The organism is Parafrankia colletiae, assembly GCF_001854655.1.
Lineage (GTDB): Bacteria > Actinomycetota > Actinomycetes > Frankiales > Frankiaceae > Parafrankia > Parafrankia colletiae.
Genome location: NZ_MBLM01000080.1, coordinates 1 through 15,644, shown reverse-complemented (window position 1 = coordinate 15,644; position 15,644 = coordinate 1). Strand labels below are relative to the sequence as shown.

Below are 15,644 nucleotides of genomic sequence, written 5' to 3'. Positions count from 1 at the left end.
CCGCGAGAGGTGGATGATGAGCAACTCATGGTTCGAGTCGGTCGCAGAGGCACAGCGGCGGGCACGCCGTCGGCTGCCGACGTCGGTGTACAGCGCGCTGCTGGCCGGCTCGGAGGCGGGTGTGTCGTACCGGGACAACACCGCGGCGTTCGACGAGCTCGGCTTCGCGCCGCATGTCGCCGGGCTGTCGCCCAAGCGTGACCTGCAGACCACGGTGCTGGGTCAGCCGATCTCCCTGCCGGTGGTCATCTCTCCGACCGGGGTCCAGGCGGTGCACCCCGACGGCGAGGTGGCGGTCGCCCGGGCGGCTGCCGCCCGCGGCACGGCGATGGGTCTGTCCTCCTTCGCCAGCAAGCCGATCGACCAGGTCGTCGCGGCCAACCCGCAGACCTTCTTCCAGATCTACTGGATGGGCTCCCGGGACTGGATGATCCGGCGGATGGAGCACGCCCGCCAGGCCGGCGCGGTCGGCCTGATCGTCACGCTGGACTGGTCCTTCTCCCACAGCCGGGACTGGGGCAGCCCGTGGATCCCCGAACGGCTCGACCTGAGGACCATGGCCAAGCTGGCGCCCCAGGGCATCACCCGGCCCCGATGGCTGTTCGAGTACCTGCGCACCGGGCACCTTCCCGACCTGAGCGTGCCGAACCTCGCCGAACCCGGCGAGCAGGCCCCGGTCTTCTTCGGCGCGTACGGCGAGTGGATGCAGACACCACCGGCCAGCTGGGAGGACATCGCCTGGCTGCGGGAGCAGTGGGACGGGCCGTTCATGCTCAAGGGCGTCTCCCGGGTAGACGACGCCCGCCGCGCGGTCGACGCCGGGGTCAGCGCGATCTCGGTCTCCAACCACGGCGGCAACAACCTCGACGGCACCCCCGCCCCGATCCGGGCGCTGCCGGCGATCGTGGGCGCGGTCGGCACCGACATCGAAGTGCTCATGGACGGCGGGATCCGCCGGGGCGGGGACGTCGTGAAGGCCCTCGCCCTCGGCGCACGGGCGGTCATGATCGGCCGCGCCTACCTGTGGGGGCTGGCCGCCGCCGGACAGGCCGGCGTCGAGAACGTCCTGGACGTCCTGCGCAACGGGATCGACTCGACTCTGCTGGCGCTCGGGCGTTCCTCCATCCACGAGCTGACCCCGGACGACGTCCTGGTACCCGCGGGCTTCACCCGGACACTCGGCTCGCTCGGCTCCGCGGCCGGGCAATGACAGCCAGGCCACCGGCGCCCCCGGATCTGGCGGAACACCCCTGGCCGCTCGTCCCCCGCAGGCCGCTGCTCCTCGTCCCGGTGGGGGCCGTCGAGCAGCACGGGCCCCACCTGCCCCTGGCCACCGACACCACGCTCGCCGTCGCGGTGACCGAGGGCGCGGCACAGCGTCTGCACGATCGGCGTCCCGACGAACCGGTACTGGTCGCGCCCGCGATCGCGTACACGGCCAGCGGGGAACACCAGTCGTTCCCGGGCACGATCTCCATCGGTGGCCAGGCCCTGCACCTGATGCTGGTGGAGCTGGTCCGTTCCGCGGCCACCTGGTGCGGACGGGTCGTGTTCGTCAACGCGCACGGCGGCAACCTGCGTTACCTGTCCGCGGCCGTCGCCCAGCTGCGCCGCGAGCAGCACGACGCCGCGTGGGTGCCGTGCGTGACCGGGGCCGGGACCGGAACCGGGGCCGTCGACGCGCACGCGGGGTTCACCGAGACCTCACTGATGCTGCACCTGGCTCCGCACCAGGTGGACATGACCAGGGCGGCCGCGGGCAACACCGCGGGCCTTCCCGAGCTGCTGCCCGCCATCAGGACGGGCGGGGTGGCCGCCGTCTCGCCGTCCGGGGTGCTCGGCGACCCGACCGCCGCCACCGCCCGCGACGGGGAACACCTCCTGAACAGCATGATCACAGAGGTCTGCGAGCTGGTGGACGGTGGGGCCGTCGACACCGACGGCCGTCTCCGCGCGCCCCTGCCCGCGGCGGCGCCGGCATGAGCCCGCCGGTCGAGCCGGGCCGCGTCGCGCTGGTGACCGGGGCGGCCCGCGGGATCGGCGCGGCGACCGTCCGCGCGCTGTGCCGGCAGGGGTACCGCGTCGTCGCCGTCGACAGCTGTGCGGGGGRGGCGGCGGAGACGGACCTGCCGGGTGTCGCGTACCCGCTGGCCGACAAGGACCAGTTACAGGCCCTGTGCGACGACCATCCCGGCCAGGTGGTCGCGGTCGTGGCCGACGTGCGCGACCGCGCGGCGATCGATGCCGCCGCGGCCACCGCGGTCGAGCGCTTCGGCCGTCTGGACGCCGCCGTGGCCGCGGCGGCCGTCATCGTCGGGGGCCGTCCGCTCTGGGAGACACCGGCCGCCCACCTGCAGACCCTGTGGGACGTCGACGTCCTGGGCGTCTGGAACACCGCCGCGGCCACCGTGCCCCTCATGCTCGGCGGCCCGGACCCCGCCGGCTGCCGGTTCGTCGCCGTCGCCTCGGCCGCAGGTGCACGCGGCCTGTTCCACCTGACCGCCTACTGCACGGCCAAGCACGCCGTGATCGGCCTGGTGCGGGGCCTGGCAGCGGACCTGGTCAACACCGGCGTCACCGCCGTGGCCGTCGCGCCCGGCTCGACCCGCACCTCGATGTTGGACGCCACGGCGTCGCTGTACGAGCTGGCGGACGTCGAGACCTTCGCTTCCTCCCAGCTCACCGGCAGGCTGATCGAGCCGGCCGAGATCGCCGAGACCATCGCCTTCTGCTGCTCCCCCGCCGGGGGCGTCCTGACCGGCTCCGTGGTCAGTGCCGAGGGCGGGTTCCGCGGATGAGCCCCCACCAGCCTCCCGGCCCCGCCGTCGAGCCGGGCCCCGCCGTCGGACCCGGCCGCGGCCCTGAACGCGGCCTCGTCGTCGAGCTCGGCCGCGACGTCCGCGTGTACGACGACGGCCGGACGCTGGTCGGCGGCGCACCGCCGCGGCTGCTGCGGCTGCAGGAAAGAGCCGCGCAACACCTGGTCGGCCGCCAGGTCCACGTGGTCGACGACCTGTCCGGGAAGCTCGCCGACCGGTTGCTCGCCTGCGGTGCCGCCGGCCCGGTGCTGAGCGCGCTGCCACCGGCCGACCCGTCCCAGCTGACGGTGGTGGTTCCCGTCCGCGATCGCGAGCAGGCCCTGGACCGGCTGCTGGCAGGCCTCGGCGGCGGCCTGCGGGTGGTCGTCGTCGACGACCACTCGCGCGACCCTGCCACCATCGCCCGAGTGGCGGCGCGGCACGGCGCCGAGCTGGTGGCGCTCCCCCACAACCGTGGCCCCGCCGGTGCCCGCAACGCGGGGCTGGCGGCGGTCGCCACCCCGTTCGTCGCCTTCGTGGACTCCGACGTCGTCGTCGCCGCGGACAGCCTGGTGATGCTGGCGCGGCACCTCCACCTCCCCCGCGTCGCCGCTGTCACGCCCCGGATCCTGGGTCTTCCCACCACCGGGAGACCCAACTGGATCTCCCGCTACGAGAACGCGCGCTCGTCGCTCGACGCCGGCCCGGACGCCGCGCTGGTACACCCGCACTCCCGCGTCGGCTGGGTTCCCGGTGCCTGCCTGGTGGCCCGGGTCGACGCCCTCGGCGACGGCTTCACAGACAGCATGCGCGTCGCCGAGGATGTTGACCTGGTCTGGCGAATGGTCGCGCAGGAACGGCAGGTCCGGTACGAGCCCGCCGTCACCGCCTGGCACGACCACCGGACCCGGCCAGCAGCCTGGCTGAACCGCAAGGCCTTCTACGGGACGGGCGCGCATCAGCTGGCCCGCCGGCACGGCGCCGCCGTGGCACCCGCAGTGCTCACTCCCCTGGCCGGTGCCACGGCCGCGGTGCTGCTGGCTCAGCGGCGGTGGTCGGTCCCCGCAGCCCTCACCCTGGTCGCGGTGATGTGTACCCGTCTCACCCGCGTTCTGCCCCGCGACTGTGACCGCGCGCGGCTGACCGCCGACCTCGCCGGCCGCGGTCTGGCCGCCACCGCCAGCCAGACCAGCGCGCTCCTGCTCCGCCACTGGTGGCCGCTGAGCCTCCCCGGCTGCCTGGTCTCCCGCCGCCTGCGCCGTGCGGTCCTGACCGCGGCGATCCTCGACGGCCTCCTCGACTACCGCCGGTCCGTTCCCTCGCTGGACCCGGCGCGCTTCGTCCTGGCCCGCCGCCTCGACGACATCGCCTACGGCGCGGGCCTGTGGGCCGGTGCGCTCAGAGGCGGCTCGCCCCGCCCCCTGCTTCCCTCGTTCCCGCCGCACCGAGGCCGGGCGCCGGCACGCCGCGGTCGGCGACCGGGACGTGACGGGAACGCTCCCGCGATGGGAGGCACCGGACCCTGACGGCCCGCCGCCCGGCCGGGTCAGTAGATTTCGATGTCTATGGCCGACCTGCCGAGGCGCCCGAAGGGCCGCCCACCCGTCACCGATCACGGCGCGATCGAGCGGGCGGCATTCGCAGCTTTCGCCGAACGCGGCTTCGACGCCACCACCCTGGATGCGATAGCCCAGGCCGCCGGTATCGGAAGGAGGACGCTACTCAGGTACTACCCATCCAAGAATGATATTCCGTGGGGTCGGTTCGACGAGAGTCTCGCCGGGCTTCAGGCTTCCCTGGAGGCGATGCCGCATGACATCCCGGTGTTCGAAGCCGTACACCGGGCGGTGCTCGCGTTCAACCTGTTCCCGACCGAGGCCATTGCCCAGCACCGGCAGCGAATGATCCTGCTGCTCAGGACGCCTGCCCTGCAGGCGCATTCGGCACTGAAATACCGGCAGTGGCGTGAGGTCATAGCCTCCTACGTCGCGGCGCGGCACGCCGTGGACCCCGGCGACCTGCTGCCGCGTACGGTGGGCCAGGTAACCCTGGCGCTGGCCCTCTCCGCCTACGAGCAGTGGCTCGACCACGAGGACGGAACGATCGGAGATTTTCTCGACGAGGCACTGTCCGGGCTTCGGCTGTACTTCGCCGACCAGCGTCCCTGACGCCGTTCTCCGCTGAGTCGCCGGGCCGCTGGCCTGTGTCACTCCGCCGGGGCACGGGCGTATTCCGGGCCCTCCCACGGCCCGGCATCCAGCGGGCATTAGGTTATGGTGGGTGGGCGGCGGCAGATATCAGGGCACCCACCGCGACGCGGCCGGCCAACATGTGTCCGCGCCGCGTATGTGCACGGGCGGACCATCGATAGGCAGTACGCGGATCATAAGCTGACGCCCGTGCGGATCTGTGCTAAAACGAGTGTTCAGCAGGCCGGTTCGGACTTCCCGTCCACTGATAAACACGACGCACGAGAGCGTCGGTACGAGCACGTTGATGCGAACACGAAGGGGCGCGGGCACGCGATGTTACGGTGGCCCAGACAGGACGCAGGTAAGCACCTCGGGCGCACGCAGGTGCGGCTCGGGTGGAGTGGCGCGGGCGGCGCCGCTCCCGGTGTTCCGGAGAGGTCGCTCCCGTGAAACCGGCGCCGTTCGCCTACCACGCGCCATCCAGCCTCGACGAGGCTGTCGCGCTGCTCGCCGAGCACGGCGACGGCGCCAAGGTCCTCGCCGGCGGGCAGAGCCTCGTTCCCATGCTCGCCCTGCGCCTCGCGGTCTTTGATCATCTGATCGATCTCGGCCGCATACCGGAGCTGCGGGGTCTCGAGCGCCGGGGCGGCACGATCCGTCTCGGCGCCGGCACCACCCACGCGGCGGTCGGCTCGTCCGCCGAGGTCGCCGAGGCGGTCCCACTGCTGAGCCGGGCGACACCCTTCATCGGTCATTTCCAGATCCGCAACCGCGGCACGATCGGCGGTGCGATCGCCCATGCGGACCCGGCTGCCGAGTATCCGGCCGTCGCGCTGGCGCTGGAGGCGGAGCTGGAGACGGTGTCGCCCCGCGGGCAGCGCACCATCCCCGCGGCCGACTTCTTCACCGGTACGTGGACAACGGCGCTCGCCGACGACGAGATCCTGACCGGCGTCACCTTCCCGGTCTGGGGCGGCCGCAGCGGGCATGCGATCGAGGAGCTCGCCCGGCGCCACGGTGACTTCGCCGTGGCGGGCGCGACCGTCGCCCTGGAACTCGACGACGACGGGCGCGTCGGGCGGTGCGCGATCGGCCTGCTCGGCCTCGGCTCGACACCGGAACGCGCCACCGCCGCGGAGGCGACTGTCACCGGCACAGCCATCGCCGACGTCGACGCCCAGGGCGTCGGCGAGGCGGCGATGGCCGTCCTCAGGTCCGTCCCGGCCGACCTCCACGGGTCGGCCGACTACCGCAGGCGCGTCGGCGCCGCGATGGTGGCCCGTGCCTGGCGGCGCGCGGCGCAGGAGGCACTCCATGGATGAGATCGAGATCGAGACGCGCGTCAACGGCCTCGCGCGCCGCGGGCGGGTCGAACCACGTCTGACGCTGGCCGACTACCTGCGGGAGCACTGCCACCTCACCGGGACACACCTCGGGTGCGAGCACGGGGTGTGCGGCGCGTGCACGGTCCTGCTGGACGGCGCGGCGGTACGGGCCTGCCTCGTCCTCGCGGTGCAGGCCGACGGCGCCGAGGTCACCACGATCGAGGGGCTGGGTGAGCCTGACGCGCTGTCACCGGTGCAGGAGGCGTTCCGCGATCACCACGGCCTCCAGTGCGGCTTCTGCACGCCTGGTTTCGTCGTTTCGGTGACCGCGTTCCTCCGTGACAACCCCGACCCGTCCGACGACGAGATCCGCGCCGGCCTGTCCGGCAACATCTGCCGCTGCACGGGCTATCAGGGGATCATGAAGGCCGTGCGGGCCGCGGCGCGCAGCACGCCGTGACCGCTGTCGGGCCGCCGGCGGCGCACCCGGGCCCGGGTGTGCCCGGGCTGTCACAGCTGCCCGCGGCCCGGGCCGCGGACCCCGGCCGCGGCCGTTCTCCCCACGACGACCTCTACCGGGCCCCGAAGCAGCGGCGGGTCCGCCGCGCCCGGGTTCGCATTTTCTAGGAGACGGATTTCCCATGGAACTGACCAACGAGTTCCGCGTCGCCGCCAGCCCCGCCACCACCTGGGCGGTTCTCACCGACCTCGAACGCATCGCACCCTGCATGCCGGGCGCCCAGCTCCTGGAGGTCGCCGGCGAGGAGTACCGCGGTGCCGTGAAGGTCAAGGTGGGCCCGATCACCGCCCAGTACAAGGGAACAGCGACCTTCCTCGAACGTGACGAGGCGACGCATCGCGCGGTCCTCAAGGCCGACGGCAAGGAGACCCGCGGCCAGGGCAACGCGTCGGCCACCATCACCGTCACCCTCGCCCCCGACGGCGACGGCACGAAGGCCGTCGTGCTGACCGACCTGCACATCACCGGCAAGGTCGCCCAGTTCGGCCGCGGTGTGATCGCCGACGTCAGCGCCAGCCTGCTGGGCCGCTTCGTCGACTCCCTCGAGTCAACCGTGCTCAAGGGCGACGACGACACCACTCCGCCCGCCTCCGAACCCGCGCCGGCGGCCGTGGCCACCTCCGCGGCGGCTCCGGCCGCGTCCGCTCCCGGCGTGGCCGCGGCTCCCTCGACCGGATCCGCTGCGGCTCCCGCCGCCGTCGACCCGGCCGGAGCCGCAGCGCCGGTGACGCCGACGAAGCCGGCCACGCGTGTCATCAACCAGCCGGTGGCCGAGCCCGTCGATCTGCTCGGCACGGCGGGGGCGCCGGTGCTGAAGCACTCCGCCCCGCTGCTCGCCRCCTTCCTGGCGGGCTGGCTGCTGAACGCTCTGCTGCGCAGGGCACGGCAGCGGCTCTGCGGATAGAGGTCCCGCTCCGTCCGCGTTCCTGCACGAGTTGAGCGGTGGTAGCTCCCGTCATGTCGTTCCCCGACTTCGCCGACCCGACCGCCGTGGCGGACGCCCTCGAAGCGGCCGGCTATCTGCCGAGCCCGGGGATCGCCACCGCGGTGTTCCTCGCGATGAGGATGCACCGGCCGCTGTTCGTGGAGGGCGACCCGGGAGTCGGCAAGACCGCCCTGGCGCACGCGCTGACGGAGATCTGCGGCGTCCGGCTCCTGCGCCTGCAGTGCTACGAGGGCATCGACGCCAGTCAGGCGCTCTACGACTGGGACTTCCCGCGGCAGATCCTGCATCTGCGCGCCGCGGGCTCCGACCCCGCCGCCGGCTCTGGTGGCGCCGGTGACCGAGGGGATCTCGAGGCGTCCCTGTACGACCGGCGGTTCCTGATCGCCAGGCCGATCCTGCTCGCTCTCGAGCAGAGCCCCGCCGTCCTGCTCATCGACGAGATCGACCGCGCCGACGACGAGTTCGAGGCGTTCCTGCTGGAGGTGCTGGCCGAGAACGCCGTGACGGTGCCGGAGATCGGCACGATCGCGGCGGACGTCCCCCCGCTGACCGTGATCACCTCGAACCGCACCCGCGAGGTGCACGACGCGCTCAAGCGTCGCTGCCTCTACCTGTGGCTCGCGCACCCCGACTTCGACCGGGAGGTCGCGATCGTGCGGTCACGGGTCCCCGACGCGGCGGTACGGCTCGTCGCCGACGTCGCCCGGACCGCGGGCCGGCTCCGCACGGCCGACCTCCTCAAACCGCCCGGCGTGGCCGAGACGATCGACTGGGCGCACGCTCTGCACACCCTCGGCGCCAGCCGTCTGGACGAGGACGCGGCGCGAGCCACCCTCGGCGCGGTGGTGAAGTACCGCGAGGACTTCGTCCGGGTGGAGCGCAGCCTCGGCGAGTTACTCGGAGGCTGAGCCATGGACCACGCCCCGATCGCACCCGACCCGGTGGTTGCCCTGACCGGCTTCGCCCGCATGCTCCGCTCCCAGGGTGTCCCGGCCGACACCAGCCGGCTCGCCGCCGCGGTCGAGGCGGTCGCGCACCTCGACGCGACTGATCCCACCGCGGTGTACTGGGCCGGCCGGCTGACCCTGTGCGCCGAGCCGGACGACCTGGCCAGGTACGACACCCTGTTCGAGGAGTGGTTCGGCCCAGCCGCGCACGCCGGCGGACCTCCGGCCCCGCCACCGCCACCGGCGCGGGCCGGTGCGATCCGTGTGGCGCTCGCGTCGTCCCAGGCCCCGCCGGGCCACGACGCCCAGGGGGACGAGGACGAGCTGGCGGTCGCCGCCAGCGAGGCCGAACGCCTGCGCCACAAGGACGTCACGCAGCTCACCACGGCGGAGCGGGCCGAGGTGAACCGCCTCGTCGCGCTGCTCGCTCCCCGGGCGGGGCTGCGCCGCACCCACCGCTGGCAGCCCGGCCGCGGCCGGCGCCTCGACCTGCAGCGGACGGTGCGCGGCATGGTCCGCGGCGGCGAGCCCGCACGGCTGCCCACACTCCGCCGCCGGGTGCGTGCCCGCCGGCTGGTGCTGCTCATCGACGTCAGCGGTTCGATGGCCCCCTACGCGGACCTGATGCTGCGCTTCGCCCACGCGGCGATGCGGGTGCGGCCCGCCGGCACCGAGGTGTTCACCGTCGGTACCCGGCTGACCCGGCTCACGCCTCACCTGCGCCTGCGCGATCCGCAGGAGGCACTCGACGCGGCCGGCAGAGCCATCCCGGACTGGAGCGGCGGCACCAGGCTCGGCGAGTCCCTGCGGGCGATGCTTGACCTGTGGGGCCAGCGCGGCGCCACCCGACAGGCCGTCACCGTGCTCGTCTCGGACGGGTGGGAGCGTGGCGACGTGACCCTGCTCGGCGAGCAGACCGCCCGGCTCTCCCGGCTCTCCCACCGGGTCCTGTGGGTCAACCCGCACCGGGGGCGGGAAGGCTTCGCACCGGTCGCGGCCGGGATGGCAGCCGCCCTCCCCCATGTCGACGAGCTGCTGGCCGGGCACACGTTCGACGCACTCCAGGAACTGGCAGAGGTGATCCTCCATGCGTGATGTGCTCGAGGAGCTCCACCGGTGGTGGTCCGACGGCGAGACAGTCGGCCTGGCCACCGTCGTGGGCACCTGGAAGTCCGCGCCGCGCCAGCCCGGCGCCGCGATGCTCGTCGCCCCCGACGGCACGGCCGCGGGCAGTGTCTCCGGCGGATGCGTCGAGGGCGACGTCTACGAACTCGCCGGCGCGTGCCGGACGACCGCCGCCCCGCAACTGCGGCGCTACGGCGTCAGCGACGATGACGCGTTCTCGGTCGGTCTCACCTGCGGCGGGATCATCGACGTCTTCGTCGAACCCGTCAGCCAGCAGACCTTCCCCGAGCTGGGTGAGGTCGTCGACGACATCCGGGCCGGACGTCCGGTGGCGGTGGCGACCCTCGTCAGCGGGGTCGCCGACAGCCCGGTCGGGGCCCGGCTCGTCGTGCGGCCCGACACCGTCACGGGCTCGCTCGGCGGGCCCCGTCTCGACGACGCCGTCCGCGACGACGCCCGCGGCCTGCTGGAGCGGGGAACCACCGCGGTCCTGCGCTACGGCCCACGCGGGGAGCGGCGCGGCACCGACGTCGCCGTCTTCGTCGCCTCCTACGCACCGCGCCCGCGGATGATCGTGTTCGGCGCGATCGACTTCGCCGCCGCGGTGGCACGCATCGGCACCTTCCTGGGCTACCGGGTCACCGTCTGCGACGCGCGCGCGACCTTCGCGACGCGGCAGCGGTTCCCCGACGCCGACGAGGTCGTCGTCGAGTGGCCGCACCGGTACCTCGCCCACACCGAGGTCGACGAACGCACCGTCGTGTGCGTCCTCACCCACGACCCGAAGTTCGACGTCCCGCTGCTCGAGGTGGCGCTGAGAACGCCGCTGGCCTACCTCGGTGCCATGGGATCGCGGCGCACGAACAACGACCGCCTCGCACGCCTGCGGGAACGCGGGTTCACCGCGGCGGACCTCGCCCGGCTACGCGCTCCCATCGGCCTCGACATCGGCGGCCGAACCCCGGAGGAAACCGCCGTCTCCATCGCGGCGGAGATCATCGCGTCCCGCTGGGGTGGGTCAGGTGCGCACCTGAGCTCCGTCTCAGGCCCCATCCACCACGACGACGGCCGTGCCCTCGCCGCCCGGGCAGGTGCCGGTGACAACCGCGCCCTCAGCGGCGGGACCGCCGCGACGAGCTCGCCGCCGTGACCGACTCCGATGCCGTGACGGACTCCGATGCTGTGACCGGCTCCGATCTCGAACTACTGCCACTGTGGAGGAAATGATGACGGATGTCGCCGTCACGACGGCCGCTGCCCGTTACACCGGTGCCCGGGTACGACGAGTCGAGGACCCGCGGCTGCTGACCGGGCAGGGCACGTTCGTCGACGACATCACGCGGCCCGGGATGCTGCACGCGTGCTTCGTGCGCAGCCCGTTCGCCCGGGCGCGCATCGTCAGCATCGACACGTCGGCGGCGCTCGCGCTCGACGGGGTGCATGCCGTGTTCGTCGCCTCGGACCTCAATCCCGGCGTCCACGAGCAGTGGCACGCAGTCGTCGGGCGCGACGTCCCGGACACCCCGCGGCCGGCTCTCGCGGAGGGCGAGGTGCGTTTCGTCGGCGATCCCGTCGCGCTCGTCGTCGCGGTGAACCGCTACGTCGCCGAGGACGCGATGGAACTCGTCGACGTCGACTACGATCCGCTGCCCGCGGTAGCGAACTACGAGCACGCGCAGGCCTCCGGCGAGCGCGTGCACGAGGCCTACGCCAACAACGTCGCCGGAGAACTGCGCGGGGCGCCGCCGGACGAGATCGACGAGGTCTGCCGGACCGCCGCCCATGTCGAGACCGGGACCGTCTACCAGCAGGCGTACGCCCCGGTACCGATGGAGACCCGGGGCATCGTCGTGGAGTGGTCGGGCGGGGAGCTCACCATCTGGGCGACGTCGCAGGCGCCGCACGAGCTGCGGGCGTTCGCCGGGCGGCTGCTCGGCCTGCCGGAGCACCGCGTCCGAGTGATCATGCGGGACGCCGGTGGCGGCTTCGGGCAGAAGGTCCAGGCGATGCGCGAGGACATGTGCATGCTGCTCGCCGCGAAGAAGGTCCCGGCGGCGCTGAAGTGGATCGAGGACCGGCGCGAGAACCTCATGGCCGGCAACATGGCCCGGCATGAGCACGCCCTGACACRCATGGCCTTCGACGCGGACGGCACCATTCTCGCCGCGCAGATCGACCATGTGCAGGACGTCGGGGCGTACCCGACGCCGTGGCCGGTGGGCACCTCGGTGGCGGTCTGCCTGATGTTCCCCGGCCCGTACCGCGTGCCGCTCGCGACCTGGTCGACGACGTCGGTGTTCTCGAACACGCTGGGCCGCGGTGCGTACCGCGGGCCGTGGCAGTACGAGTCGGTCGCCCGCGAGGTGCTGCTCGACAACGCGGCCCGGCACATGGGCATCGACCCGATCGAGCTGCGCCGGCGTAACTTCCTCGCCCGCGCGGACATGCCGCACGTGAACCCCTGCGGGATGCCCTACGACCACATGTCGCCCCGCGAGGTGTTCGAGGAGGCGCTGACCCTGCTCGACTACGACGCCTTCCGCCGCGAGCAGGCCGAGGCCCTCGCGAACGGACGCTACATCGGCGTCGGCACCTGCAGCTACGTCGAGCCGACCACCGCCGGCATGCCGTACTACGCGACCGAGGGCGCGACCATCCGCATCGAGCCGACCGGCACGGTCAACGTGTACGTCGCCGGTGGCTCGACCGGCAACAGCCTGGAGACCACCGCCGTCCAGATCGCCGCCGACGTGCTCGGCGTCGACATCGACGATGTGAACAGCATCCAGGGCGACACCGCCGTCACGCCCTTCGGTGGTGGCACCGGCGGCAGCCGCAGCGGCTCGATGATCGCCGGCGCGGTCGGGTCGACGGCGGAGATCCTGCGCGAGCGCATCGTGGCGATCGCCGCGCACCGGCTGGAGGCCGCGGTCGACGACATCGAGCTCGGGAACGGCCRGGCCACCGTGCGCGGCACCCCGACGGTCGGCCTGTCGATCRCCGAGATCGCGAACATCGCGTACTTCGAGCCCGGCAGCCTCCCGCCCGGTGTGCAGCCGGGGCTGGAGGCCAGCGGCCGGCACCAGGTGCAGGCCCCGATGCTCTGGGCCAACGCCACGCACGTGTGCACCTGCGAGGTCGACACCGTGACCGGGGTCGTCACGTTCCTGCGCTACATCGTCAGCGAGGACTGCGGGCCGAGGATCAACCCGAACATCGTCGAGGGCCAGATCGACGGCGGCACCGTGCAGGGCATCGGCGGTGCCCTCTACGAGGACCTCGCCTACGACGACGACGGCAACCCGGTCGCGACCACCTTCATCGACTACCTGCTGCCCACGATCGCCGAGGTTCCCGAGATCGAGCACGTCCACCTGGAGACGCCGGGCCCGGGGCCGGGCGGCCACAAGGGCGTCGGTGAGGGCGGCGCGATCGGCGCACCCCCCGCCGTCATCAACGCGGTGGCCGACGCGCTCGCCCCGTTCGGCGTCACCATCACCCACCTGCCGCTCACCCCGGCCTCCATCGTCACGCTCCTCGGCGGTCGGACGGCCCCGTAGACCGGCGGCGACCTGCGGCCGGGCGGGATGCAGTCGGCCGAGCGGCGTCTACCCACACATCGACCTCCGCCCCGGTGCCATGGAAGGGTGGCTGTATGCACCGGGAGCGAGCAGGCGGGTCCGATCGATGACCAGGCGGGAGACGGACCCGGCGCAGGAGACCGACGCCGGCGAGGTGAGCGCCGGAAGGGAGAGCGGTGCCGCGGAGACGACCTGGGCGGCACCGCTTCCGGCGGACACGGTGGGCCTGTTGGAAGGGCTGACGACGACGCGGGCCATCCGCCGGTACACCGACGAACCGGTGCCGCGCCAGGCGTTACGGGCCATGCTGTTCGCCGCCACCCGGGCGCCGAGCGGCTCCAACCGGCAGCCGTTCCGGTTCATCGTGCTGACGGACGGGCCGAAGGCTGCCGCGGCGAAGACGCTGATCGGGCAGGCCGCCCGGCGGGTCTGGAGCGGAAAACGCCAGACAGACGGATATGACAGTGGCTCAGGGGCGCAGACCGACTCGCCCAAGGCCCGGACGGCCCGCGCGATGCAGCAGTTCGTCGACGAGTTCGAGCGGATCCCGGTGGTCATCCTCCCGTGCCTGGTCCGGTACCGCGACCCGACGCCGTCCGAAGGCGCCTCGGTGTATCCGGCCTGTCAGAACCTCCTGCTCGCCGCCCGCGCGCTCGGTTACGGCGGCGCGTTCACCGGCTGGAACTTCGCCGTCGACGCCGAGCTGAGAGACCTGCTGGGAGTGCCGGACGACACCTTCGTCGCCGGCACGATCACGCTGGGCAGGCCGGCGGGCCGGCACGGCCCGGTGCGCCGGCGCCCGCTGGCGGAACTCGTGTACGAGGAGGAGTGGGGCGGGGTGGCGGACTGGGCGCTCGACCCGCCCGGAACGGAACACACCTCGGCGGGCCCGCCCCGGCCGGCAACGCCCGCACGGCGCGGCGAAGGGCCGCGGTGACATTGCGTTAGAGGCGTTCTCGGCCTGGAGCGTCTTCGGCGTGGGGAGCCACCTCGTGTTGGCCGGCCCCGTCCTCGCCCTGCTCGCCGTGCGGCTGATGCTGGCGGTGGAACGGCGACAGCGCGCACGCCGGTTCCGATGGGGGCCGGCTCCGTCGCTGGTCGCAGCACAGCCGGACAGCCCGCTCTCCGGTGACGACGACAGCGAGGACGGCGCGGAACAGGAGCGCCGGGCGGCGGAGGACGCCCGATGGCGGCGCGAAGCCTGGGATTCGGCGGTCGCGGCGACCGTTCTGGACCTGGCCCACCGGGGTTTCGTCGACGTCTGGCGGGACGACCACCGTGGCTGCTCGCCCAGAGGTCAGCCAGGCCCGTCGACGCGCCGCTGGCCCGCCACGAGGCCCTCGTCCTGGACGTCATCACCCAGCGGACGGCGGACGGCCCGCTTCCCGCCCACGCGCTCTTCACCCGGACCCTGCCGAGCGTCGATGTCTGGCACAACACCGTGGCGGCCGAGGCATTCGACCAGCAGTGGCCGCATCGGCGGCTCATCAACATGCTGTGTGCGGTGGCCGTCCTGTTCGGTCTGGCCTATTCGTTGACATCCTCTCCGGCCTGAAGGCCGGAGATTCCTGTACCTCGCGATACAGGTTCCTGCTTCATCAACGGACGCCTCCCACTCCTAGGAGCGAGGCGGTCTCACTCCATCTCCACAGGCAGCAACCGCGAGCCCCACGGCCAGAACGTTCGTCGCCGCGTTCACGTCCCGATCGTGGACCGTGCCACAGCAATGGCAGGCCCATTCCCGAACGTCGAGCGGCAGCTTYCCCACCCTCGACCCGCACACCGAACAGGTYTTGGACGACGGRTAGAACCRGTCGATCGCGATGACGGTGCGGCCRTACCAGTCGGCCTTGTACTCCAGCATCCGCCGCAGCTCCGACCAGGACGCATCGGAAATCGCGCGCGCCAGTGAGTGGTTGCGGACCATGGAACGCACAGACAGGTCCTCGATGACCACCGTTTGGTTCTCACGGATGATCCTCGTGGACAGCCTGTGCAGATGATCGCGSCGCCGGTCCGCGATCCGACCATGGATCCTCGACACCCGGGCGCGGGCCTTCGCCCGGTTCACCGAACCCTTCTCCTTGCGGGACAGCGCCCGCTGGGCGCGGGCGAGCCGGGCCCGGTCGTCCTTCTCGTGCCGAGGGTTGGCCACCTTCTCCCCGGTGGAGAAGGTGACCAGTGACGTGATCCCCGCGTCGATCCCGACC

The 15,644-nt window shown here is 72.8% G+C and carries 16 protein-coding genes; 15 read left to right on the top strand and 1 reads right to left on the bottom strand.

What is annotated here, in order from left to right:
• The first annotated feature begins 13 nt into the window (after positions 1-13).
• The 15 genes from mftD to CC117_RS09315 all read left to right on the top strand — a co-directional run bounded on the left by mftD (position 14) and on the right by CC117_RS09315 (position 14,989).
• Entirely contained in the window at positions 14-1,210 is a 1,197-nt protein-coding gene (mftD, locus tag CC117_RS09380) for a pre-mycofactocin synthase MftD (protein ID WP_071083351.1), read from the top strand.
• The gene (gene mftE, locus CC117_RS09375) at positions 1,207-1,983 is read left to right on the top strand and encodes a mycofactocin biosynthesis peptidyl-dipeptidase MftE (protein ID WP_071083350.1); all 777 of its coding nucleotides are present in this window, start codon (positions 1,207-1,209) and stop codon (positions 1,981-1,983) included. The genes mftD and mftE overlap by 4 nt, the downstream gene beginning before the upstream one ends.
• Positions 1,980-2,798 carry a mycofactocin-coupled SDR family oxidoreductase gene (locus tag CC117_RS09370; protein WP_071083349.1) on the top strand — a complete coding sequence of 273 codons (819 nt, stop codon included), beginning with the start codon at positions 1,980-1,982 and terminating at the stop codon, positions 2,796-2,798. Before mftE ends, CC117_RS09370 begins: the two co-directional genes overlap by 4 nt.
• Positions 2,795-4,324, top strand: a complete 1,530-nt coding sequence (gene mftF / locus CC117_RS09365; protein ID WP_071083348.1) for a mycofactocin biosynthesis glycosyltransferase MftF — start codon at positions 2,795-2,797, stop codon at positions 4,322-4,324. Before CC117_RS09370 ends, mftF begins: the two co-directional genes overlap by 4 nt.
• 39 nt (positions 4,325-4,363) lie before the next feature.
• On the top strand, positions 4,364-4,966 hold the full coding sequence (gene mftR / locus CC117_RS09360; protein WP_018636435.1) for a mycofactocin system transcriptional regulator: 603 nt from the start codon (positions 4,364-4,366) through the stop codon (positions 4,964-4,966).
• A gap of 470 nt (positions 4,967-5,436) precedes the next feature.
• Positions 5,437-6,312: an FAD binding domain-containing protein gene (locus CC117_RS09355; protein WP_071083347.1), complete on the top strand. Its 876-nt coding sequence runs from the start codon at positions 5,437-5,439 to the stop codon at positions 6,310-6,312.
• Positions 6,305-6,775, top strand: a complete 471-nt coding sequence (locus CC117_RS09350; protein ID WP_071083346.1) for a (2Fe-2S)-binding protein — start codon at positions 6,305-6,307, stop codon at positions 6,773-6,775. Before CC117_RS09355 ends, CC117_RS09350 begins: the two co-directional genes overlap by 8 nt.
• Positions 6,772-6,942, top strand: coding sequence for a hypothetical protein (locus tag CC117_RS37940; RefSeq protein WP_198541785.1), 171 nt, complete (start codon positions 6,772-6,774; stop codon positions 6,940-6,942). Before CC117_RS09350 ends, CC117_RS37940 begins: the two co-directional genes overlap by 4 nt.
• A 14-nt stretch (positions 6,943-6,956) precedes the next feature.
• A complete protein-coding gene (locus CC117_RS09345) occupies positions 6,957-7,739 on the top strand; it encodes an SRPBCC family protein (protein WP_071083345.1) in 783 nt (260 codons plus the stop codon).
• A 53-nt stretch (positions 7,740-7,792) separates the two neighbouring features.
• Positions 7,793-8,689, top strand: coding sequence for an AAA family ATPase (locus CC117_RS09340; RefSeq protein WP_071083344.1), 897 nt, complete (start codon positions 7,793-7,795; stop codon positions 8,687-8,689).
• Positions 8,690-8,692: 3 nt separating this feature from the next.
• Positions 8,693-9,823, top strand: a complete 1,131-nt coding sequence (locus tag CC117_RS09335; protein WP_071083343.1) for a vWA domain-containing protein — start codon at positions 8,693-8,695, stop codon at positions 9,821-9,823.
• Positions 9,816-11,003 carry an XdhC family protein gene (locus CC117_RS09330; RefSeq protein WP_084131805.1) on the top strand — a complete coding sequence of 396 codons (1,188 nt, stop codon included), beginning with the start codon at positions 9,816-9,818 and terminating at the stop codon, positions 11,001-11,003. The genes CC117_RS09335 and CC117_RS09330 overlap by 8 nt, the downstream gene beginning before the upstream one ends.
• 76 nt (positions 11,004-11,079) lie before the next feature.
• Complete coding sequence (locus CC117_RS09325; protein WP_071083342.1) at positions 11,080-13,413, top strand: xanthine dehydrogenase family protein molybdopterin-binding subunit; 2,334 nt, start codon at positions 11,080-11,082, stop codon at positions 13,411-13,413.
• Between the two features lie 127 nt (positions 13,414-13,540).
• Positions 13,541-14,371: a nitroreductase family protein gene (locus CC117_RS09320; protein ID WP_241829961.1), complete on the top strand. Its 831-nt coding sequence runs from the start codon at positions 13,541-13,543 to the stop codon at positions 14,369-14,371.
• A gap of 249 nt (positions 14,372-14,620) precedes the next feature.
• On the top strand, positions 14,621-14,989 hold the full coding sequence (locus CC117_RS09315; protein ID WP_071083341.1) for a hypothetical protein: 369 nt from the start codon (positions 14,621-14,623) through the stop codon (positions 14,987-14,989).
• A 63-nt stretch (positions 14,990-15,052) separates the two neighbouring features.
• Here CC117_RS09315 and CC117_RS09310 read toward each other — a convergent pair.
• Positions 15,053-15,644 (bottom strand): RNA-guided endonuclease TnpB family protein (locus CC117_RS09310; protein ID WP_131803040.1); only part of this gene is annotated, 592 nt, incomplete at its 5' end.